The sequence below is a fragment of the Ferdinandcohnia sp. FSL W7-1320 genome, from assembly GCF_038050315.1.
In the GTDB taxonomy this organism is placed as follows: Bacteria; Bacillota; Bacilli; order Bacillales; family Bacillaceae_L; genus Ferdinandcohnia; species Ferdinandcohnia aciditolerans.
In genome coordinates, this window is record NZ_JBBPAM010000001.1 from 1753870 (window position 1) to 1776364 (window position 22495).

Below are 22495 nucleotides of genomic sequence, written 5' to 3' on the forward strand. Positions count from 1 at the left end.
TTTTTTGTTTAAAGTGGATACCTCTTAAAAGTTTGACAATTATGAACTTGATGCTTGAAACAAGTATTATTGCCTTTTCATAAAATTAAATGATACAATATTCTTTATGTGAATGATGCGGGAGTGGATTCAATGAGTAAAAGAGATTATTATGAGGTACTCGGGGTTTCGAAAAATGCTAGTAAAGACGAAATTAAAAAAGCATATCGAAAATTATCAAAAAAATATCACCCCGATATCAATAAAGAAGCAGATGCTGCAGATAAATTTAAGGAAATAACAGAGGCTTACGATGCCTTAACAGACGATAACAAACGTGCTCATTATGACCAATTTGGCCATTCAGATCCAAATCAAGGATTCGGCGGTTTTGGTGGAGGTGCAGATTTTGGTGGTGGCTTTGGTTTCGAAGATATCTTCAGCTCAATCTTTGGTGGCGGAACTAGAAGAAGAGACCCAAATGCACCACGTCAAGGGGCAGATTTACAATATACAATGACACTTAAGTTTGAAGAGGCTGTTTTTGGTAAGGAAACAGACATTGAAATTCCGAGAGAGGAAGAATGTTCAACCTGTCATGGGTCAGGTGCAAAACCTGGAACAAACCCACAAGAATGTTCACACTGTGGAGGTTCGGGTCAAATCAATGTTGAACAAAACACAGCTTTCGGAAGAATTGTAAACAGACGTGTTTGTCACCATTGTAGTGGAACAGGTAAATTTATTAAGGATAAATGTTCTACATGTAGTGGAACGGGTAAAGTGAAAAAACGTAAGAAAATTCATGTGAAAATTCCAGCTGGTATTGATGATGGCCAACAGCTTCGCGTATCAGGTCAAGGTGAACCAGGTGTAAACGGAGGACCTCCAGGGGATCTATACGTTGTGTTCCATGTTCAATCACATGAGTTTTTTGAGCGTGACGGAGACGATATTTTCTGTGAAATGCCACTAACCTTTGCGCAAGCTGCATTAGGTGATGAAATTGAAGTGCCTACTCTTCATGGGAAGGTAAAGCTTAAGATACCTGCGGGCACTCAGACTGGAACAAAATTCCGACTTAGAGGCAAGGGTGTCCCAAATGTTCGTGGATATGGTCAAGGAGATCAACATATTCGGGTTCGGGTTATTACCCCAACAAAGTTGTCTGAAAAGCAAAAACAATTGCTTCGTGAATTTACGGAAATAAGCGGTAATGAAGCTCCAGATGAACAACATGATAATTTTTTCGCGAAGGTAAAACGAGCTTTTAAAGGCGAATGATACAGAATGGTTTAGTAACTTTTTAACAAATGGATTGGAGTTGGTAGTAATGAAATGGTCTGAAATTAGTATTCACACTACACAAGAGGCAGTGGAGCCGGTATCAAATATACTTCATGAGGCAGGTGCAAGTGGAGTTGTCATTGAGGATCCATTTGACTTAACAAAAGAACGTGAAAATGTGTTTGGTGAGATCTACCAACTCAATCCTGATGACTATCCTGAAGAAGGTGTTATCGTTAAGGCGTACCTCCCAGTTAATAGTTTTTTAGGTGAAACTGTTGAAGAGATAAAAGAAGCAATTAACAATCTTTTGCTTTTTGATATAGACTTGGGCCATAATAAAGTCACTATTAGTGAAGTACATGAGGAAGAGTGGGCCACAGCATGGAAGAAGTATTATCATCCTGTAAAAATCTCTGAGAGATTTACAATCGTGCCTACTTGGGAGATGTACGAGCCTGTTCATAGTGATGAATTAATAATTGAATTAGACCCAGGCATGGCTTTCGGAACAGGTACACACCCTACTACTGTCATGAGTATTCAAGCTTTAGAACGAACAGTTAAGGACGGAGATACAATTATCGATGTCGGTACCGGTTCGGGTGTGTTAAGTATTGCAGCAGCAATGCTAGGTGCTAGTTCTATCAAAGCACTTGATTTAGACACAGTTGCAGTTGAAAGTGCAAAACTCAATATTAAATTAAACAAGGTTCATGATAAAGTTACTGTCTCTCAAAATAATCTCCTTGATGGTATTGAGGGACCTGTGGATCTCATTGTAGCGAATATCCTTGCTGAAATTATTGTCCGTTTCACTGATGATGCAGAAAAAATCCTAAAACCGAATGGAGCTTTCATTGTTTCTGGGATTATTAATACGAAAAAACAAGAAGTAAAGGACAGTCTTCTAGCATCCGGATTCGAGATTGAGGAAGTACTTGTTATGGAAGACTGGGTATCAATGATTGCTAGAAAGATAAGCGAATAAGGATATTTGCAGGTGGTGGAAGAATAAATGCAAAGATATTTCGTCGATCATATTAACGAAACACAAGCTACAATTACAGGTGAAGATGTACACCATATAACACGAGTTATGAGAATGTCAGTTGGAGACTCTATTTTTTGTTGTTATAATGGTAGAGTAGCTATTTGTACAATTACTGAAATTACCAATGATACAGTTTTGGCAAATGTTGTAGAATGGGTAGAGAACTCGAATGAGCTTCCCATTAAGGTATGTATTGCAAGCGGACTACCAAAAGGGGATAAGCTTGAATATGTAATCCAAAAAGGGACGGAGCTTGGGGCATCTGAGTTTGTCCCTTTTGTTGCGGCACGTTCAATCGTCAAATGGGATGAAAAAAAAGGACAAAAAAAGGTTGAACGATGGGGGAAAATTGCAAAAGAAGCAGCTGAGCAATCCCATCGCGGAATGGTTCCAAACGTTACCAAACCATTATCATTCCGAGAACTATTGTCCTTTAGTCAATCTTATACTTATAAGGTAGTAGCTTATGAAGAGGATGCAAAGCGCGGTGAAAACTCTAATTTGGCACGTCTTTTATCACAAATGCAAAATGGGGAATCTCTTTTTGTTGTGATAGGGCCTGAAGGAGGACTAACCGAAAAAGAGGTTTCCTCATTAATCGAAAATGAGTTTATTTCCTGCAGCTTTGGACCAAGAATCTTACGTACTGAAACAGCACCACTATATGTTTTATCAGCTGTATCATATCATTTTGAATTAGCGAGGTGACAATCATGTCATTAGTTGCATTCCATACATTAGGATGTAAAGTAAATCATTATGAAACAGAAGCCATATGGCAGCTTTTTAAAGAGTCTGGCTATGAGCGTACTGAGTTTGAAAGCACTGCTGATGTGTATGTAATTAACACTTGCACTGTTACAAATACAGGGGACAAAAAGAGTAGACAGGTTATTCGTAGAGCAATCCGTAAAAATCCTGATGCTGTTATTTGTGTTACAGGCTGTTATGCACAAACATCACCAGCGGAAATCATGGCGATTCCTGGCGTTGATATTGTCGTAGGTACACAGGATCGTAAGAAGATGCTTGAATATATCGAGCAATACAAAGAAGAGCGACAACCGATAAATGGTGTTGGAAATATAATGAAAACACGTGTATATGAAGAACTTGATGTACCTGCATTTACTGACCGTACGCGTGCTTCATTAAAAATCCAAGAAGGTTGTAATAATTTCTGTACGTTCTGTATCATTCCATGGGCACGTGGTTTAATGCGTTCTCGTGACCCACAAGAGGTTATCAAACAAGCACAACAGCTTGTGAATGCAGGCTATAAAGAGATTGTTTTAACTGGAATCCACACAGGTGGCTATGGGGAAGATATGAAAGATTACAATCTCGCAGCTCTTTTACGTGACCTAGAATCAAAGGTGATAGGACTTAAGAGAATTCGTATTTCTTCCATTGAAGCTAGCCAAATTACAGATGAAATTATTGAAGTGTTAGATAACTCCGAAAAAGTAGTTAGACATCTACATGTTCCATTACAATCGGGCTCAAACACCGTGTTAAAGCGTATGAGACGTAAATATACAATGGAGTTCTTTGCTGAACGTCTTACAAAATTACGTCAGGCTTTACCAGGATTGGCAATTACATCAGATGTTATTGTTGGTTTTCCTGGAGAAACGGAAGAAGAGTTTATGGAAACTTATAACTTTATTAACGAACATAAATTCTCTGAATTACACGTTTTCCCATATTCAAAGCGTACTGGTACACCAGCCGCTAGAATGGAAGACCAAATTGATGAAGAAGTGAAAAACGAGCGTGTACACCGTTTAATTTCACTATCTGACCAATTAGCGAAGGAGTATGCGTCTAATTACGAAGGCGAAGTACTAGAGGTAATTCCAGAGGAAATTGACAAAGATGACCCGGCAAGCGGTCTATACATCGGGTATACCGATAATTATTTGAAAGTAAAGTTCGATGCCACTGAAGATATGATTGGAAAAATCGTAAAAGTGAAAATTACAAAAGCCGGTTATCCATATAACGAAGGTAAATTTGTAAAAGTCGAAGAAGAACTTTCGGTTGAACAAGAACAAAGAACGACTGCATAAAGATTAGAATAACGTAAAGAAGTTAATCGTTGGATTAGCTTCTTTTTTTTATCGCATAATATGAAAGAGAAGTGCTAGTCAAGCTATTGCAACAATGATATGATGTTAGAGGTACGTACAACTGAAAGTTGAAGGGAGAAATACATAATGACAAATATTGCAAAAATGATTGATCATACAGCATTAAAAGCGGATACTACGAAAGCACAGATTGAAACCCTTTGTGCAGAAGCTAAAGAATATGGGTTCATGTCAGTTTGTGTAAATCCAACATGGGTGGAAACAGCAGCAAGCTTGTTAAATGGTTCAGATGTAAAGGTTTGTACGGTTATTGGTTTTCCATTAGGAGCTAGTACTTCTGAAACAAAGGCATTTGAAACAAAGGATGCAATTGAAAAAGGAGCTACTGAAGTTGATATGGTAATCAATATCGGTGCTCTGAAGGATAAAAATGACGAATTAGTTGAAAAAGACATTCGTATGGTTGTTGAAGCAGCGAAAGGTAAGGCACTTACTAAGGTTATTATCGAGACATCATTGCTAACTGAAGAGGAAAAGGTAAGAGCTTGTGAACTTTCCGTCAAAGCTGGAGCTGATTTTGTTAAAACATCAACTGGTTTCTCAACAGGCGGTGCTACAGTGGAAGATATTCGTTTAATGCGTAAAACAGTAGGTCCCGATATCGGGGTAAAAGCATCCGGTGGTGTTCGTGATGTGAAGGGAACTCAAGATATGATTGATGCTGGGGCAACCAGAATCGGTGCGAGTGCGGGTGTTGCAATCGTCAATGGATTAACTGGTTCTTCAGATTACTAATAAAGAAAAAAGCTGGCCAAATGGCCAGCTTTTTATGTAGTTCTATGTACTTTCGTGATAAAATCTGTTAAAACTCCTGCAAATGGTAAAAATAGGAGTGAACTGAGGACGTTAAAGATTAAACTAACGTGTGCGATTTGCACATCAGGATGTGATGTGAGTAACATGGCGATTTGACCAAGTACATTAATAAACGGGAAAAATAAGGTTACCCCGATTACATTCACCCAAATATGAGCATATGCCGCTAATTTTGCTTCATGCTTACTCCCAATACTTGCTATAAACGCTGTAATACAAGTTCCTATATTCGCACCAAGTAATACGGCGATTCCTGCATTTAAAGTTAATAGTTGTTCATTCATAAACCCCATAATAATTCCAGTTGTCGCTGTACTTGATTGAATAATAGAAGTTAAAATGGTTCCAACCCCTACACCAAAGAGATTACTTTGGTTTGTCTGCTGAAAAAAAGTATAAATCGAGGGGAAATCTCCTATAGGTCTTGCGAGTTGTTCGAATCCATTCATTGCCACAAACATGCATCCCAACCCAAACAAAAAGGCACCAAAACTAAAAACCTGCTGATTTCGAACAAATAAACATAAAAATCCTATGATTAATATTGGGACAATCCATTCGAATATATCAATAGTGATCATTTCTGCAGTAAATGTCGTGCCTATATTTGTCCCAAGAATAATTCCAAACGATTGTTTAAAGGTTAAATATCCAGTGGCAATTAATCCAACAACAAGAACCATAACAGCAGAACTGCTGTGGATAATTGCTGTAATGATCATGCCAGTTAATAAACCTTTTATCGGATTATTTGTAAAACGAATTAACCATACTCTTAATTTTTCGCCTGTCAGATTATATAAGCCTGTCCTCATAACAGTCATACCAAATAAGAAAATGGCGATAAATACAGCAAATAATGATATAAGTTCAATCATTCATCTTCACCCCTATCACATTGTATGGACAAGGCTGCTTGAAAATGACTATTTCAATTTATTAAACTTTTTACTTGTTAAATTTTTGGAATAAGCAACAAACTGTAAAAAGTAAGGATTAAGTAGGAATAGAGCATAAAACTTTATCAAAACTATTGAATATGAACTACTTTCTAGTGTTCAATTGTGATAAATAGTTGACCAAAAAACATGCATATATTATAATTGCAAAGTACATGTTTATTTTTTAGACGATATTTAGCTATCGACACTAAGAGAACCAATGGAACATGTGTCTTAATTAGATGTTAGTGGTTGTTTTCGGAGGGAGGGAATTAGAATGTCAAAAACGGTCGTTCGTAAAAACGAATCGCTTGAAGATGCTCTTCGCCGCTTCAAACGTACTGTATCTAAATCAGGTACTATTCAAGAAGCTAGAAAGCGCGAATTCTATGAAAAGCCTAGCGTAAAGCGTAAGAAGAAATCTGAAGCTGCTAGAAAGCGCAAATACTAAAAGAGGGTGTAGTTTTATGAGTCTTCTCGAGCGTTTAAATAATGATATGAAAACAGCGATGAAGAATAAAGAGAAAGATAAGCTATCTGTTATTCGAATGGTTAAGGCTGCTCTTCAAAACGAAGGCATTAAGCTTGGTACCAATGAGCTATCAGAAGAAGCAGAACTAACTGTTCTTACTCGTGAATTAAAACAACGAAAAGATTCCCTCCGCGAATTTAGTAACGCTGGTCGTGAAGATCTTGTTAATAAAATTCAAACTGAAATTGAGATATTAGAAGTATACCTTCCAGAGCAATTATCCGAAGAGGAACTTGTTGAGATTGTGAAAGCAACAGTACAAGAGGTCAATGCTTCTTCAAAAGCTGACATGGGCAAAGTGATGGCTGCAATTATGCCAAAAGTAAAAGGGAAGGCTGATGGCAGTCTCATCAACAAACTTGTTCAACAGCAACTATCTTAAACAAAGCACCTTACATTGTGTAAGGTGTTTTTCTTATATGGGAGGAAATAAATTGCTCGTTTCGCTGGCCTTGATCTTCATCTCCATACATACAAAACCCAAGAATTACCAATGAAAATAATGTATAGAATTACACAAAATATTGAAACCTCGCTTACATCTCAATCGTATAACATACTATCAAGTCGTAAAAATAAATAGAGAGGGGGGGAACGCCTTGAAAAGATTGAGAATATTTTTGTATCTTTCCATTATTGTTTTACCTTTACTCCTTACACTAACACCCAATAAAAGCTTAAGTGCAACAGATCAGGTAGTTTACATTATTCCGTTGGAAGAAACGGTTGAAAAAGGCTTACATGCTTTTATTGATCGCTCGATTACCGATGCTGAGGAGAAAGGAGCCAATGTCATCATTCTTGAGATAAATACTCCTGGTGGGGCTGTTGATGCAGCAACTCAAATTGGAAAACGAATACAGGAAGCAGCTATTCCTACCGTTGCTTTTGTCAATAACGACGCCATCTCTGCAGGTGCTTTTATCGCCTTAAATGCCGATGAGATTTATATGTCTGAGAATGGAAGAATGGGGGCAGCAGGAATAATCGACCAGGCAGGGAATACTGCTGATGAAAAAGCCGTTTCTTACTGGCTTTCAGCGATGAAAGGCGCTGCTGAAAACAATGGTCGTGATCCGATTTATGCATTAGCAATGGCCGACAAGGAAATAGACCTGCCAGAACTAGGTGCTGAAAAAGGTAAATTTCTCACTTTAACTGCAAATCAGGCTCTCGAAGTTGGGTACGCAGAAGGTGTTGTAAAGAATCGAGGAGATTTACTAAAGACAATTGGCTATGAAAAGGCTGCAGTTGAAGAAGCTGAACTTAGCTTGGCAGAAAAAATTGCACGCTTTATTACGAATCCAATTGTCGTTTCGATCTTATTAACAATTGGAAGTTTAGGTTTAGTTGTTGAACTTTACTCACCGGGATTTGGTATTCCAGGCATAATGGGAATATCATCGCTACTACTCTTTTTCTACGGACATTTGGTAGCGGGACTAGCTGGTATGGAGTCCATTATCCTTTTTGTAATTGGAATTGTGTTAGTTCTATTGGAGTTTGTATTGCCGGGGGGGATCATAGGCTTGATAGGTTTAGGAGCAATTTTAACAAGCTTTTTCTTGGCAGGGAGTAGTGTTATGGTTATTGGAGTTTCATTATTAGTTGCTTTAGTAGCTACTGTCATTGTTTCAATTATTTTAGTTAAAATATTCGGAAAGAAATTACATGCCTTTAAAAAGATTATTCTCTTCGATTCTACCAATACTGAAAGCGGGTATGTGTCAAATAAGAATCGTGATGATTTAATTGGAAAACGAGGAATGGCCTTAACAACCTTAAGACCTTCTGGTACAGCAATCATTGGTGAAGAAAGACTAGATGTTGTCTCACAAGGGAATTACATTGAGAAAGACACAAAAATTGAAGTGATCAAAACAGAAGGTTCTCGAATTGTTGTTCGAGAGGTTACTGATATTGATAAATAAACTTAATCTAGGAGGAAAATTAGAATGCCAACAGGTATGATAACAATTCTAATATTAGTTGCACTTGGTATTATTTTATTAGCTGTACTATTTACATTTGTGCCAGTTGCACTATGGATTTCTGCACTGGCTGCGGGTGTCCGTGTAAGTATCTTTACATTGATTGGGATGAGATTGCGTCGGGTTATCCCAAACCGTGTCATTATCCCGTTAATTAAGGCCCAAAAAGCGGGACTAAATCTTAATACAAACCAACTGGAGAGTCACTATTTGGCAGGTGGTAATGTTGACCGCGTCGTAAACGCGTTAATCGCTGCACAACGTGCGAACATTGAATTAACTTTCGAAAGGGCAGCTGCAATCGATTTAGCAGGTCGTGACGTGCTAGAGGCCGTTCAAATGAGTGTTAATCCGAAGGTTATTGAAACACCATTTATCTCTGGTGTGGCAATGGATGGTATCGAAGTTAAAGCGAAAGCACGTATCACTGTGCGTGCGAATATTGACCGCTTGGTCGGGGGAGCAGGAGAAGAAACTGTTATTGCCCGTGTAGGTGAAGGTATCGTTAGTACAATTGGTTCACAAACTGACCATAAAAAAGTACTTGAAAATCCAGATATGATCTCTCAAACCGTTCTTGCAAAAGGACTTGATGCAGGTACTGCATTCGAAATTCTCTCCATTGATATCGCCGATATTGATATCGGTAAAAACATTGGTGCTGTGCTTCAAACAGACCAGGCCGAAGCCGATAAGAAAATTGCTCAAGCGAAAGCTGAAGAACGTCGCGCAATGGCGGTTGCAAGTGAACAAGAAATGCGTGCTCGCGTTGAAGAAATGAAAGCGAAGGTTGTGGAAGCAGAAGCAGAAGTACCTCTTGCTATGGCAGAAGCATTACGTTCAGGTAACTTAGGAGTACTCGATTATACGAACCTTAAGAATATCATGGCTGATACTGATATGAGAAATTCAATTGGTAAAAGCACACATCCAGAAGATGAAGAAAAATAATAATAAACTGAAATAAACCTCAAAATTTGAAGGGAGGTTTACATTGTGGAATCACCTTTGCAAGACTTGATTGAATTTGTAATGGCAAATGCTTGGATTGTGGTCATTATAATCGGTTTTGTTTTTAATACGTTCAGGCGATTTACCAGAGGGGAGTCAGAACCTACAACCCCGGTTCCAATGCCAAAACAGTTTAATCCGTTTGACCAAGAACGTAAACCTGAAAAAGATGAATATCAGGTTGAAACAAAATATGAAACTGAAGTAGAACCAGAAGAGATTCCCGATACTAAAGTTCCAAATACGTTTTATGATCGTTATCTAGAGCTTCAACAGCAGGGCGTCTATACAGAGACGGAGACTGTAACCAGGGAAGAAGAACCAATGCTAAAGGTTCTTAAACCAACTGCTTCTAGAGAAACAAGGCAAGCGAAAACATACTCGAAAAACAAGGTTGTAGAAGGTATTATATGGTCCGAAATTCTAGGTCCGCCTAGAGCAAAAAGACCATACCAAATCCGTCGTTAAGACTAGTTCTCTGATCTAGGAGGATAAAAAGGACCAAGAAGTTTAAGGCGGCGCAGCTTTGAGGACCGGAGAAAGTAAGCCAACACAGGAGTTCGATGTCTCATTTACATCCTCCTTAAAAAATGTACTAAGAACCCCTTTTCACTCATAAACATGAGATGAAAGGGGGTTCTTTGTTATGCCTAAAAAACTAGGTCAACGAATGAAGAGTTGGATTACAAACAAGATGGAACTTCCTGCTGACGTCATGATGGATCTTCCAAGAATAACCATGATTGGACAATTACATATTTACATAGAAAATCATCGAGGATTATTAACCTTTTCAGATAAAGAGGTACGGCTATTACTGAAACAAGGACAACTTCTGATAAAGGGAAATGCATTTGTGATTAAAACAATTTTACCTGAGGAAATAATGCTCGAAGGAAAAATTGAACATGTGCAATATATTGAGAATTGAATCAATGAATCAGTAGGGGGATAAGCATGAAAAATCATTGGATGCACTTTTTTAGTGGGAGTGTCAAAGCTGTTATTACTGGAAAAGGTACAGAGAGATTCATAAATGAATGTGTACGACAAGGAATTGTCGTGTGGGATGTAAAGAAGCCAGGAACCCATGCCCTGAGCTTCTCTATGTATTTAAAGGATATAAAAAAAATTCGAAGGGTTGTCCGTAAAAATGATTGTAAGCTTCGCTTTATTGGAAAAAAAGGATTGCCATTTCTCGTTCAAAAGGCAATATACAATAGTGGATTTCTAATTGGAGCTTTTTTATTTCTTATCATTGTTACTTTGTTATCAAATATGGTATGGGGCATTAAAGTAGAGGGTGCTAAGCCAGAAACAGAACATTTAATTATTAAAGAGCTGAAGAAACTTGGAGTTGAAAAAGGGAAGCTTCAATTTTTTATTGAAGATAATGAGTCCTTACAAAGGCATTTAGAAGAAGCGATTAACGATATTACTTGGATTGGTGTGGAGTTAAATGGGACGACCTATCATTTTGAGGTTGTTGAAAAGAACCAACCTGACCCGCCGGAACAGTATAGTCCAAGAAATCTTGTTGCAAATAAAACAGCTATTATCAAAAAATTAATTGTCGAAGAAGGAAGACCAGTTAAAGCAGTTAATGATCTTGTTAAAAAAGGAGACATACTAGTTTCGGGCAAAATTGGAAAAGAAGGAGAAGAAGTCTACGTACCTGCTCGTGGGAAGATTTATGGCGAGACTTGGTACAAGTCTTCAGTAGAGGTAGAAATTACAACGAAACTTAATGTGATGACAGGAGAAAATAAACAAAAGCATTATATCTCGATAGGGGATTTACGTATTCCAGTATGGGGATATGGTAAAGTTGAATATAAGGAATATCAAACTGAAATAGATAAGAGACATATCAAATTCTTTAATTGGGAACTTCCAATTGCGTATGAAAAAGTGGCTATTCGAGAAAGTGAAGAAATCACAAGAAAATATACAACAAATGAGGCTGTAGAAGAAGCAAAAAGAATAGGTCGGAATGCTTTAGAACAAGATTTGGATAGTGATGCCGAAATTATTGAAGAAAAAGTTTTGCGTCAATCCATTAACAATGGTAAAGTAAAATTGGAAATAAAATATAATGTTATTGAGAATATCGTCACTACGATACCATTAGTTCAAGGAGACTAAAGGATGTCAGAAGATTTAGTAATGAGTAAACATCAACTGGAAAATCCAAACGAAGCACTTGTGCTGTTTGGAAACAATGACCTCCACCTTAAAAGGATCGAGGAGGAATTAAATGTTTCAATTATAACTAGAGGCGAGGCACTTAATGTTTCAGGAAATTTAACAAGTGTTCAATTAGTTGAAGAAATTATTGAAAAGCTTCTTGGGGTAATTCGAAAAGGAATACGAGTAAGTGAACGTGATGTTATTTATTGTATTCAAATGGCGAAGAATGGAAATTTAGATTCATTTGAAGAATTATATGATGAAGAAATCACAAAAACTGCAAAAGGAAAATCAATTCGTGTAAAAACACATGGACAACGCCAATATGTAGCTGCTATCAAACAGCATGACTTAGTTTTCGGGATTGGTCCAGCAGGTACAGGAAAAACTTATTTGGCCGTAGTAATGGCTGTAAATGCACTAAAAAATGGACAGGTCAAACGAATTATTCTAACCCGCCCTGCTGTAGAAGCGGGTGAAAGCTTAGGATTTTTACCTGGAGATCTAAAAGAAAAAGTCGATCCATATTTAAGACCATTATATGATGGATTACATGACGTACTCGGAGCAGAACATACGGAACGACTAATAGAAAGAGGAACAATTGAAATTGCTCCATTAGCCTATATGAGAGGGCGTACTCTTGATGATGCTTTCGTCATTTTAGACGAAGCTCAAAACACAACACTAGCCCAAATGAAGATGTTTTTGACACGACTTGGTTTTGGCTCTAAAATGGTCATTACTGGGGATATCTCGCAAATCGATTTACCTAGAGGGGTAAAGTCTGGATTACATGAAGTAATGGATATACTGAAGGACGTATATGGTTCTGCCTTTATCTTCTTAGAGCAGTCTGATGTAGTACGTCACCCACTTGTAGCTCGTATCATTGAAGCTTATGAAAAGGCAGAAGCAGGACAATCATGACAAGACCCATGCGAAATGGGTCTTTTTTACCATTAGTGAAACTGGTAAAATCAGGTTAAAGGAGGTTAGAGAGATGAGGAAACCGAATAAGCTGCAACATAAGTTGTCCATCTTAAAAAGCTATCAATCCCTACATATTTTGATATATATCCTCCTTGCGGGAATTATGTTTTTAGTCATGTTTAGCAATGTGAAACCGGATGTTTTACAAATCGAAGCTTTAAAACCCTCTGAACAGACGATTCGTTCACCTTTGACAATAGAGGATAAGGTTGCCACAAAAACAAAACAAGATGCAGCTGCAAAAGAGGTTGAAGATGTTTTCACTCTCAAATCAGATTATGCAGACAATCAAGTTGACCTAGTCATTTCAATTTTTGATTCTATTGATGAAACAAATAATGAAGCAATGGATATACACAAATCAAAGGTCAAAGAGTGGGAAAACCTTTCGGAGGATGATCGAGGAGAAGAACCAAAGCAGCTCACAGCTTCTGAAAAGTTACAAATTTTAAAAACAAAACTTCCACAAGATTTAACTGATCGAATTCAAAACGATGTTCTTACCGCATTATTAACAGCTAGTCCCAATCAATTATCACGCACAAAGGATGCAGTTATCACCGCAGTTAATAATGTGATGAACACAAGAATTCCAGCTTCTGAAGTTGAGACTGCAAAAAATAAGGTAGTGGAGGAACTACGTTATTCAAGTGTAGATACTGCTCTTCGAGAACCAATGCGGGAAATGGCGCGTTTTGCAGTTGTTCAAAATGTCTATTATGATGTTGAAGCCACGGAAGAAAAGCGACAGCAAGCGATTGAAGCAGTCGAGCCGGTTAAGATCCTACAAGGTCAAATTATTGTTGAAGAAGGACACTTAATCACTAGGGATATATATCGTCAGTTAGAGCTGCTTGGTATGACTAACACTAATAACCCTATACAGCCATTCATCGGCCTGTTATTGATTATTCTATTAATTATTACCGGGATAATTTATCATTTTCATAATGAGATGATTCCAACTGATCGGCATCGGAATATCTATTTATTAATTTTTGCAATTATCTTTACTATTACCATTCTATTAATGAAGGGTATTAGTTTATTCCAACAAATCGATTATTCTGATATAGGATATATTGTGCCCGTGGCAATGGGGGCAATGCTGATAAAGCTATTGATTAATGAAAAAGTTGCAATACTTTCAAGCATGGTTTTTGCAGTTTGTGGAAGCCTTATCTTTAATGAAGGTGTGACGGGCACGCTTAATTTCTCAGCGGGGATCTACTTCCTGTTTGGCAGCTTAGCTGGGGTACTTTTCCTAAGTAAGCACAATCGTAGGGGGAAAATTCTCCAAGCTGGACTCTTCGTAGCTTTAATCAATATCTTAGTCATATTTTCCATTATGTTATTGCAAAACGGTAGTTATTCAAGTCTAGACTATGGTTCTTCGATTATTATGGCCGTTTTATCTGGTGTAATTGCTGCTGTATTAACGATTGGGTTACTACCATTCTTTGAAGCAGGGTTTAATATTTTATCAACGATGAAATTAATTGAATTATCAAACCCAAATCATCCGTTACTGCGAAAAATTTTGACAGAAGCTCCTGGAACCTATCATCATAGTGTTATGGTTGCGAATTTGTCAGAATCTGCCTGTGAAGCAATCGGAGCTAATGGATTATTAGCTAGAGTGTCATCGTATTATCATGATATTGGAAAAACAAAGCGCCCGCATTTCTTTATTGAGAATCAGATGAATATTGAAAATCCGCATGATAAGATTGCACCGCAGCTTAGCAAAACAATTATTACAGCACATGCTACAGACGGGGCAGAAACTTTGAGAAAATTTAAGATGCCAAAAGAAATCGTGGATATAGCAGAACAGCATCATGGTACAACACTGTTAAAATATTTTTTCCATAAAGCTAAACAACAAAGTGAACGCGATATCCTAGAATCAGATTTTAGATATGTAGGTCCAAAAGCACAAACCAAAGAGGCAGCGGTGATTGGGATTGCAGATAGTGTTGAAGCAGCTGTAAGGTCTCTATCAAATCCTACTCCACATAAAATTGAATCTCTAGTAAATAGCATTATTGCGGACCGCTTACAGGATGGACAATTTGATGAATGCGATATAACTCTTAAAGAGCTTGATGTAGTTGCGAAAACACTTTGTGAATCACTCAAGGGAATTTTTCATTCAAGAATTGAGTACCCTGCCGAGACCACAAAACAGAAGGTGAAGGAAGCATGAGACTAGAAATTGATTTTAATGATGAAATTGGTGAAGTAAAAGAAGAAGAATGTAGATTAGTTCAAGAACTATTATTTTTGGCTGCCGATAAAGAAGGAGTCAGTGAAGGAACTGAGGTTTCTGTCACGTTTGTTGATAACGAACGGATTAAAGAAATAAACCGAGAATATCGTGACAAAGATCAACCGACTGATGTCATTTCATTTGCTATGGAAGAGATGGGTGAAGGGGAAATTGCGATTGTCGGTGAAGACATACCAAAAGTATTAGGGGATATCATCATCTCGATTCCGAGAGCAAAGGAACAGGCTGAAGATTATGGTCATTCTTTTGCAAGGGAATTAGGTTTCCTTGCTGTCCATGGTTTCTTGCATTTACTTGGCTATGACCACATAACAAAACAAGATGAGGAAAAAATGTTTTCAAGACAAAAGGAAATTTTAGAGGCGTATGGTCTTGAAAGATAAACAAAAGAATGAATGGTCACGCTTAATCAATAGCTTTTCGTATGCTTTACAAGGCTTGCGAGAAGCATTTTTTTCAGAACGAAATCTGCAAATTCATTTTTTTTTCTCGGTTATCGTTATTTTTTGTGGTTTCTTGTTTCATATTACAAAGGTAGAATGGTTGATTGTACTCCTTTTATTCGGTGGAATGTTTGCAATAGAAATGCTAAATACCGCAATTGAAAAAGTGGTTGATTTAGTCACGGATGAGTATCACCCCTTAGCCAAAAAGGCTAAAGATATTGCGGCCGGAGCTGTTCTTATATATGCGATAATCTCCATTTTAGTTGGATTCATCATTTTTCTACCTTATCTAATTTAGAGAAAATTCTTACAATTATGTAACATATGTAACAAATGAAACATAAACGATGATTTCGTGAACGTTTTTATGTAAAATGAAAATACACTTCCGTACTTAGATACGAAGAAAGGAAGAAGAAATAGTGAAAACAGAGGAACTAATCAACGAAGCGAAAAAAGCAAGAGAATTAGCATATGTTCCATATTCAAAATTTAAAGTAGGGGCTGCGATATTAACAAAGGATGGTAAAGTGTACCATGGCTGTAATATCGAAAATGCAGCATACAGTGTAACAAACTGTGCAGAAAGGACAGCACTATTTAAGGCTGTTTCTGAAGGAGATAAAGAGTTTGCAGCAATAGCTGTAGTTGCAGATACAGAACGACCAGTACCGCCTTGTGGCTCATGTCGTCAAGTGATTTCAGAGCTTTGTGGACGTGATACAAAGGTATTCTTATCGAATCTTAAAGGTGACGTACAAGAGATTACAATTGATGAACTGCTACCAGGAGCATTTACACCGGAGGATTTACATGGAAACTAAGACTAATTATAAATCAGGGTTTGTTTCAATAATAGGACGACCGAATGTTGGAAAATCCACTTTTTTAAATCATGTTATTGGACAAAAAATTGCTATAATGAGTGATAAACCACAGACGACACGAAATAAAGTCCAAGGTGTTTATACCGAAGAAAATTCTCAAATTATTTTTATTGACACGCCTGGTATTCATAAGCCAAAGCATAAGCTGGGCGATTTTATGATGAAAGTCGCTCAGAACACTCTTAAGGAAGTTGATCTAGTTTTATTTATGATCAATGCGGAAGAAGGTTATGGTCGTGGGGATGAGTTTATTATTGAACGACTAAAAAATATTCAGACACCAGTTTTTCTCGTTGTTAATAAGATAGACCAAATACATCCTGACCAATTATTGGAGTTGATCGAGAAGTACAAAGGACTTTATCCATTTAAGGAAATAGTTCCAATTTCAGCACTCCAAGGAACGAATACCGCTAGATTAGTTGAACAGATCAAAGTTTATTTACCAGAGGGACCTCAATACTATCCTGCTGATCAGGTAACGGACCATCCTGAGCGATTCATTATTACGGAATTGATTCGTGAAAAAGTTCTTCACCTAACGAGAGAGGAAATCCCACACTCGATTGCAGTTGTAATGGATTCACTCGAAAGAAGAGAAAGTGGAAATACGGTGTACGTTGGAGCTACTATTATTGTCGAACGTAATTCCCAAAAAGGAATCGTAATTGGAAAGCAGGGCAGTATGCTAAAAGAAGTAGGAAAACGAGCAAGAGCAGATATTGAAGCATTGCTCGGTTCAAAAGTTTTTCTAGAGCTTTGGGTTAAGGTTCAAAAGGACTGGCGCAACAAAAGTTCTCAACTTCGCGATTATGGCTTTAGGGAAGATGAATATTAAAGTCTAAGTATACGTAAATTCCAAAAAAATACACGGATTAGCAAAATTTATGTAACATGTTTTTTAGGATTTTCGGTCATGATATTCTTACAAGTGAATGAAATTGGAATAGTCTTTGCTAGTGTTTAAATTACAGAAAGGTGGGGTTACTATGTTAGATTTTACCTGGAAGGTGTTTAGTCAAACAGGTAATGTTGATACGTATCTTCTTTTTAAGGAATTGGAACAAGAGAAGACAGAGAGACCCGAGGCACAAAGTGAGGAGCTAGCAGAAATAGATTTTCCAATTACTTGACCATCCTAAAAACAAGCGTCTTAAACCTTTATAAGGCATGTATGACGCAAATAAACAATGGTAATTGGATTGCCTAGTTGCCAACGGATGGTGACAGTAGTGCTACAAAAATGCGAAGGTATTATCATAAGAACAAGTGATTATGGTGAAACAAATAAAATCGTAACTTTGTATACCCGTGAATGGGGGAAAATAGGGGTAATGGCAAGAGGTGCGAAGAAACCTAGTAGTCGCCTCGCAGCCATTACCCAGGTTTTTACATATGGACAGTTTTTAGTTCAAAAGACGTCAGGTTTAGGTGTTTTACAACAAGGTGAAACGATTTCAACCTTCCGAAGTATTCGGGAAGATATTTTCCTAACGGCATATGCATCTTATGTTGTCGAGTTAACTGATAAATGTACTGAAGATAAGAGATCAAACCCGTTTTTATTTGAAATGTTGTATCAAACACTAAATTACTTAAATGAGGGGTATGATCCTGATATTCTATTGTACATATATGAGCTTAAGATGCTGCCATTGCTTGGGTTGTATCCTCGACTTAATGAATGTACAAACTGTAACAGTACAGAGGGAGAATTTGCTTTTTCAGTTAGAGAGGGTGGCTTACTTTGCCACCGTTGTTATGAAAAAGAACCCTATCATTTAAAAGTATCGCAAGCAACAATACGATTGTTGCGCTTATTTTATTATTTTGATTTAAACCGATTAGGAAAAATTGCCGTAAAAGACGAAACGAAGAAAGAATTGAAGATGGTTATTGACATGTACTACGAGGAATATTCAGGCTTGTATCTAAAGTCTAAACGATTCCTAGACCAACTTGAAAATTTACGTCTAACCTAACGTGGCGACTTGACATCGCAGTGAAATTGGAATATAGTTCAATTAAAATAAGAGTTCAAAAAGTTGACGAATCAGAAGCGAGAAGGTCAAGGAAAGAGTGCCTTGAGGACCGCAGCGTATGCTTTTAATTTTAATACGTGAGGACCGTAGAGGCCGAGTGACGCAGAGATTCGAAGTCTTATCATTTGGCTACTTTTTGAAATTCATCTAAAAATATTTGCACGGTGAAGGAAAGTAGTACTTATTACAGTGAGTGTGCAAAAAGAAGGATAAAAAGGACCAAGAAGTTCGAGACGGTGCAGCTTTGAGTAGCGGAACGTATGCAGTTAATACGTGAGCAGATGTTCTAGCACGAAGGAAAAGTGATTTTCTTTTCCAAGGAACGGAAAAGCAAGCCAACGAAGAAATTCGATGTGTCATTTTTACCGGACTTTTGAACATCCGCTTTAGTTCATAAAAGCGAACCTAGGATGGTGGAAGCTAGGGTATGAACAGATAAGGAAGGCGTTCCAGAGTGTATCGCTTGAAAGAGGCAATAACTCATAATAGAGTTATTTGCAAATAGGGTGGAACCGCGGGTAAACTCTCGTCCCTATGTCTACAATTAGGCATAGAGGAGGGGAGTTTTTTTATTTTATTTTAAATAGTTTTTTCAATCTAGCTGCAGCGCCTAGAAACTCGAGAAACTTCAACTCCTCCTGCAGAGGCAAATATTGCCTCTTTGTCGGAATATCCGACGCACAGGAAGTGCTAGTGCCGACGTTGCCACAGGACGTGGCGATTCTAGTCGGCCAGTTTCCTCGTTTCTGAGCAAGGCGCTTCCGCTTTATAATTTTGGAGGTGCAAGATTAATGAATATTCAAGAAATGATATTAACCCTACAGAAGCATTGGTCAGATCAAGGTTGCATTCTGATGCAGGCCTATGACGTTGAAAAAGGTGCAGGAACAATGAGCCCCTACACATTTCTCAGAAGCCTTGGCCCTGAGCCATGGAATGTGGCATATGTTGAACCTTCAAGACGTCCAGTCGATGGCCGTTACGGAGAAAACCCAAACCGCTTATATCAACACCATCAATTTCAGGTGATCATGAAACCGTCGCCTGATAATATTCAGGAATTATATCTGGATTCCTTACGTGCATTAGGAATCAATCCATTAGAACATGATATCCGCTTCGTTGAAGATAATTGGGAAGCACCAACACTTGGAGCAGCGGGACTTGGCTGGGAGGTATGGCTAGATGGGATGGAAGTTACTCAATTTACCTATTTCCAACAAGTTGGAGGCATTGAATGTAAGCCAGTGTCAGTCGAAATTACATATGGAATTGAACGTTTAGCCTCATACATTCAAGATAAAGAAAATGTATTTGATCTTGAATGGACAAAAGGATTTACAGTTCGAGATATTTTCCATCAGCCTGAATACGAACATTCAAAGTATACGTTTGAAACATCAGATACAGAAATGCTTTTTAACTTATTTAGCATTTATGAAAAGGAAGCGCATCGTCAAATGGACGAAGGACTCGTCCATCCAGCCTATGACTATGTTTTAAAATGTTCTCACACCTTTAATCAATTAGATGCAAGGGGAGCAATTTCAGTTACCGAAAGAACAGGATATATCGGCAGAGTTCGTAATTTAGCTCGTAAGGTAGCTAAGACGTTTTATGAAGAGCGGGAAAAATTGGGCTTCCCGATGCTGAAGGCAAAAGGAGACGATCGTAATGAGTAATCGAGATTTATTGATTGAAATTGGATTAGAGGAAATGCCAGCACGCTTTGTAACAGATTCTATGAATCAGCTTTCTGACAAGATTACAAATTGGTTGATTGAACATAATATTTCATTTGAGCAGGTAGAGAGTTTTTCTTCACCGAGAAGACTAGCAGTTCTTGTTCGGGACGTTGCTGACAAACAAAAGGATGTTGAACTAGAAGCAAAAGGTCCTGCGAAAAAAATTGCTTTAGACCAAGATGGAAATTGGACAAAAGCTGCAATGGGGTTCACAAGAGGACAGGGTGCTACTGTTGAGGACATCTTTTTTAAAGAAATAAATGGTGTGGAATACGCACATATCAATAAATTTATTCAAGGAAAAAACACAAAAGAAATCTTAGGTGAACTTGAGAATGTTATCGTACATCTTTCATTCCCTAAAAATATGCGCTGGGGCGATCAAGATCTACGCTATGTCCGTCCTATTAAATGGATTGTTGCTTTGTTTGGAGATGAAATTATTCCAATCACAATTACAAATGTATCATCAGGGAATAAAACATGGGGACATCGTTTCTTAGGCCAAGAGGTTGAAGTCACATCTCCTAGGGACTATGAAAAAGTGCTTATGTCTCAGTATGTTATTGCGGATTATTTAGAGCGTAAGGAAGCCATTACGAATCAAATTAAAATACTTGAAGAAGACAATAATTGGGAGATTCCAATTGACGAAGATTTACTTAGTGAAGTAACGAATCTTGTTGAATATCCTACTGCTTTTTTCGGAAAATTTGAAGAAGAATTCTTGAATTTACCTGAAGAAGTCTTAATTACAAGTATGAGGGAGCATCAGCGTTATTTTCCTGTAAAGGACAAAAACGGGGCTCTGCTACCTTACTTTGTTGCAGTTCGTAATGGTGATCATAACTATCTTGAAAAAGTTGCTAGAGGGAATGAGAAGGTTTTACGAGCACGTTTATCTGATGCAGACTTCTTTTATAAAGAAGATCAAAAGTTAGAAATTGATAACTTAGTTCAAAAGCTTGATAAAATCATTTACCATGAAGAGATTGGTTCAATTGGTGATAAGGTTAGAAGAATCCAGCTTATCACTAAGAACGTGTCAGAACTTTTGAAAATTGATAGTCAAACACAGGAAAAAGCAAATAGAGCAGCCGAAATATGCAAATTTGACCTTGTAACCAATATGGTATATGAATTTCCTGAGCTTCAGGGTGTAATGGGTGAACGCTATGCACGAATTAGTGGAGAAGACGAGGCGGTGGCGGTAGCTATTAACGAGCATTACATGCCTAGACATGCTGACGATTCTAGTCCAACTTCCACTATTGGAGCATTAGTTAGTTTAGCTGATAAATTGGATACAATCATTGGATGTTTCTCTATCGGTATTATTCCAACAGGTTCACAGGATCCATATGCATTACGCCGTATGGCTTCTGGTGTCGTTCAAATCTTACTTGATAAAGGTTGGAATATTGGCCTTGAAGAACTAATCGATGATGTTTTAGATCTGTTTATTGAGGCAAAAGTTGCGAAACTTGAAAAACAAGAAATTAAGAAAGAACTTGTTCAGTTCTTTAAATTACGAATCAAACATGAACTAAATACTAGAAACATCCGCTATGATATAATTGACGCGGTTCTTGGCACCCAGATTGGAAATGTTGGTCTTGTTATTAAAAAAGCGGAAATGCTTGAGAACAACAAGGACCATCAAGATTTTAAAACAACTATTGAGTCATTAGGTAGGGTTGTTAACATTGCCAAAAAAGGCGAAGAAGCTGAAATTAATCCAAGCCTTTTCCAATCTGAAGAGGAAAAGCATCTTTTTGAGAAGTTCACGGAAGTAAAGCCAAAAGTAATTGAAAGTCTAAACAATCATGAAGTAGCTGAAGCATTCCATTTGTTAGCTTCATTGAGAGAGCTAATTGATCAATACTTCGAACATACAATGGTTATGGCAGAAGATGCGGCAGTAAGGCAAAACAGACTTGCACAAATGGTGCAACTAGCGAACATTATTTACTTAATTGGGGACATGAACGCAATTATTGTAAAATAAGCGCGAACAACATTTTGAACTCAAAAAAGAAGCACATTTAAAAAACAAATTAAAAACTAGGAGCAGAAAAATTAGCTCCTAGTCTTTTTCTATTTACTATACGTGATTACGCAATTAGTATATAATA

General features: G+C 37.6%; 23 protein-coding genes. 22 read left to right on the forward strand and 1 reads right to left on the reverse strand.

Going from position 1 to position 22495, the window contains the following annotated elements:
- The first annotated feature begins 132 nt into the window (after positions 1-132).
- The 5 genes from dnaJ to deoC all read left to right on the forward strand — a co-directional run bounded on the left by dnaJ (position 133) and on the right by deoC (position 5208).
- Positions 133-1263: a molecular chaperone DnaJ gene (gene dnaJ / locus NST91_RS08775; protein ID WP_341330821.1), complete on the forward strand. Its 1131-nt coding sequence runs from the start codon at positions 133-135 to the stop codon at positions 1261-1263.
- Between the two features lie 49 nt (positions 1264-1312).
- On the forward strand, positions 1313-2257 hold the full coding sequence (gene prmA / locus NST91_RS08780) for a 50S ribosomal protein L11 methyltransferase (protein WP_341330822.1): 945 nt from the start codon (positions 1313-1315) through the stop codon (positions 2255-2257).
- A 27-nt stretch (positions 2258-2284) separates the two neighbouring features.
- On the forward strand, positions 2285-3028 hold the full coding sequence (locus NST91_RS08785) for a 16S rRNA (uracil(1498)-N(3))-methyltransferase (protein WP_341330823.1): 744 nt from the start codon (positions 2285-2287) through the stop codon (positions 3026-3028).
- A 5-nt stretch (positions 3029-3033) separates the two neighbouring features.
- Complete coding sequence (gene mtaB, locus NST91_RS08790) at positions 3034-4392, forward strand: tRNA (N(6)-L-threonylcarbamoyladenosine(37)-C(2))-methylthiotransferase MtaB (RefSeq protein WP_341330824.1); 1359 nt, start codon at positions 3034-3036, stop codon at positions 4390-4392.
- A 147-nt stretch (positions 4393-4539) separates the two neighbouring features.
- Positions 4540-5208, forward strand: coding sequence for a deoxyribose-phosphate aldolase (gene deoC, locus NST91_RS08795; RefSeq protein ID WP_341330825.1), 669 nt, complete (start codon positions 4540-4542; stop codon positions 5206-5208).
- A gap of 32 nt (positions 5209-5240) precedes the next feature.
- Here deoC and NST91_RS08800 read toward each other — a convergent pair whose 3' ends face one another.
- On the reverse strand, positions 5241-6167 hold the full coding sequence (locus NST91_RS08800) for a Na/Pi symporter (RefSeq protein ID WP_341330826.1): 927 nt from the start codon (positions 6165-6167) through the stop codon (positions 5241-5243).
- A gap of 340 nt (positions 6168-6507) precedes the next feature.
- Here NST91_RS08800 and rpsU point away from each other — a divergent pair, with 340 nt between their 5' ends.
- The 17 genes from rpsU to glyS all read left to right on the forward strand — a co-directional run bounded on the left by rpsU (position 6508) and on the right by glyS (position 22368).
- Positions 6508-6681, forward strand: a complete 174-nt coding sequence (gene rpsU / locus NST91_RS08805; protein WP_010678174.1) for a 30S ribosomal protein S21 — start codon at positions 6508-6510, stop codon at positions 6679-6681.
- Between the two features lie 16 nt (positions 6682-6697).
- Positions 6698-7144, forward strand: coding sequence for a GatB/YqeY domain-containing protein (locus tag NST91_RS08810; RefSeq protein WP_341330827.1), 447 nt, complete (start codon positions 6698-6700; stop codon positions 7142-7144).
- A 217-nt stretch (positions 7145-7361) separates the two neighbouring features.
- Entirely contained in the window at positions 7362-8693 is a 1332-nt protein-coding gene (locus tag NST91_RS08815) for an NfeD family protein (protein ID WP_341330828.1), read from the forward strand.
- Positions 8694-8717: 24 nt separating this feature from the next.
- Positions 8718-9704 (forward strand): flotillin-like protein FloA, encoded by a 987-nt coding sequence (gene floA, locus NST91_RS08820; RefSeq protein ID WP_341330829.1) that lies wholly within the window; start codon positions 8718-8720, stop codon positions 9702-9704.
- Positions 9705-9749: 45 nt separating this feature from the next.
- On the forward strand, positions 9750-10232 hold the full coding sequence (locus tag NST91_RS08825) for a YqfB family membrane protein (protein ID WP_341330830.1): 483 nt from the start codon (positions 9750-9752) through the stop codon (positions 10230-10232).
- 178 nt (positions 10233-10410) lie between these two features.
- On the forward strand, positions 10411-10695 hold the full coding sequence (yqfC, locus tag NST91_RS08830; RefSeq protein ID WP_341330831.1) for a sporulation protein YqfC: 285 nt from the start codon (positions 10411-10413) through the stop codon (positions 10693-10695).
- Between the two features lie 26 nt (positions 10696-10721).
- Positions 10722-11909 carry a sporulation protein YqfD gene (gene yqfD, locus NST91_RS08835; RefSeq protein ID WP_341330832.1) on the forward strand — a complete coding sequence of 396 codons (1188 nt, stop codon included), beginning with the start codon at positions 10722-10724 and terminating at the stop codon, positions 11907-11909.
- Positions 11910-11912: 3 nt separating this feature from the next.
- The gene (locus tag NST91_RS08840) at positions 11913-12884 is read left to right on the forward strand and encodes a PhoH family protein (protein WP_341330833.1); all 972 of its coding nucleotides are present in this window, start codon (positions 11913-11915) and stop codon (positions 12882-12884) included.
- A gap of 73 nt (positions 12885-12957) precedes the next feature.
- Positions 12958-15156: an HD family phosphohydrolase gene (locus NST91_RS08845; RefSeq protein ID WP_341330834.1), complete on the forward strand. Its 2199-nt coding sequence runs from the start codon at positions 12958-12960 to the stop codon at positions 15154-15156.
- The gene (gene ybeY, locus NST91_RS08850) at positions 15153-15623 is read left to right on the forward strand and encodes an rRNA maturation RNase YbeY (protein ID WP_341330835.1); all 471 of its coding nucleotides are present in this window, start codon (positions 15153-15155) and stop codon (positions 15621-15623) included. The genes NST91_RS08845 and ybeY overlap by 4 nt, the downstream gene beginning before the upstream one ends.
- Positions 15607-15984 carry a diacylglycerol kinase family protein gene (locus tag NST91_RS08855; protein WP_341330836.1) on the forward strand — a complete coding sequence of 126 codons (378 nt, stop codon included), beginning with the start codon at positions 15607-15609 and terminating at the stop codon, positions 15982-15984. Before ybeY ends, NST91_RS08855 begins: the two co-directional genes overlap by 17 nt.
- 124 nt (positions 15985-16108) lie before the next feature.
- A complete protein-coding gene (locus tag NST91_RS08860) occupies positions 16109-16510 on the forward strand; it encodes a cytidine deaminase (RefSeq protein WP_121447240.1) in 402 nt (133 codons plus the stop codon).
- Entirely contained in the window at positions 16500-17411 is a 912-nt protein-coding gene (gene era / locus NST91_RS08865; RefSeq protein ID WP_341330837.1) for a GTPase Era, read from the forward strand. Before NST91_RS08860 ends, era begins: the two co-directional genes overlap by 11 nt.
- Before the next feature lie 151 nt (positions 17412-17562).
- Positions 17563-17706 (forward strand): YqzL family protein, encoded by a 144-nt coding sequence (locus NST91_RS08870; RefSeq protein WP_099352231.1) that lies wholly within the window; start codon positions 17563-17565, stop codon positions 17704-17706.
- A gap of 99 nt (positions 17707-17805) precedes the next feature.
- Positions 17806-18555: a DNA repair protein RecO gene (gene recO, locus NST91_RS08875; protein WP_341330838.1), complete on the forward strand. Its 750-nt coding sequence runs from the start codon at positions 17806-17808 to the stop codon at positions 18553-18555.
- Between the two features lie 851 nt (positions 18556-19406).
- Complete coding sequence (gene glyQ / locus NST91_RS08880) at positions 19407-20297, forward strand: glycine--tRNA ligase subunit alpha (protein ID WP_099352233.1); 891 nt, start codon at positions 19407-19409, stop codon at positions 20295-20297.
- A complete protein-coding gene (gene glyS, locus NST91_RS08885) occupies positions 20290-22368 on the forward strand; it encodes a glycine--tRNA ligase subunit beta (protein ID WP_341330839.1) in 2079 nt (692 codons plus the stop codon). The genes glyQ and glyS overlap by 8 nt, the downstream gene beginning before the upstream one ends.
- Positions 22369-22495 lie beyond the last annotated feature (127 nt).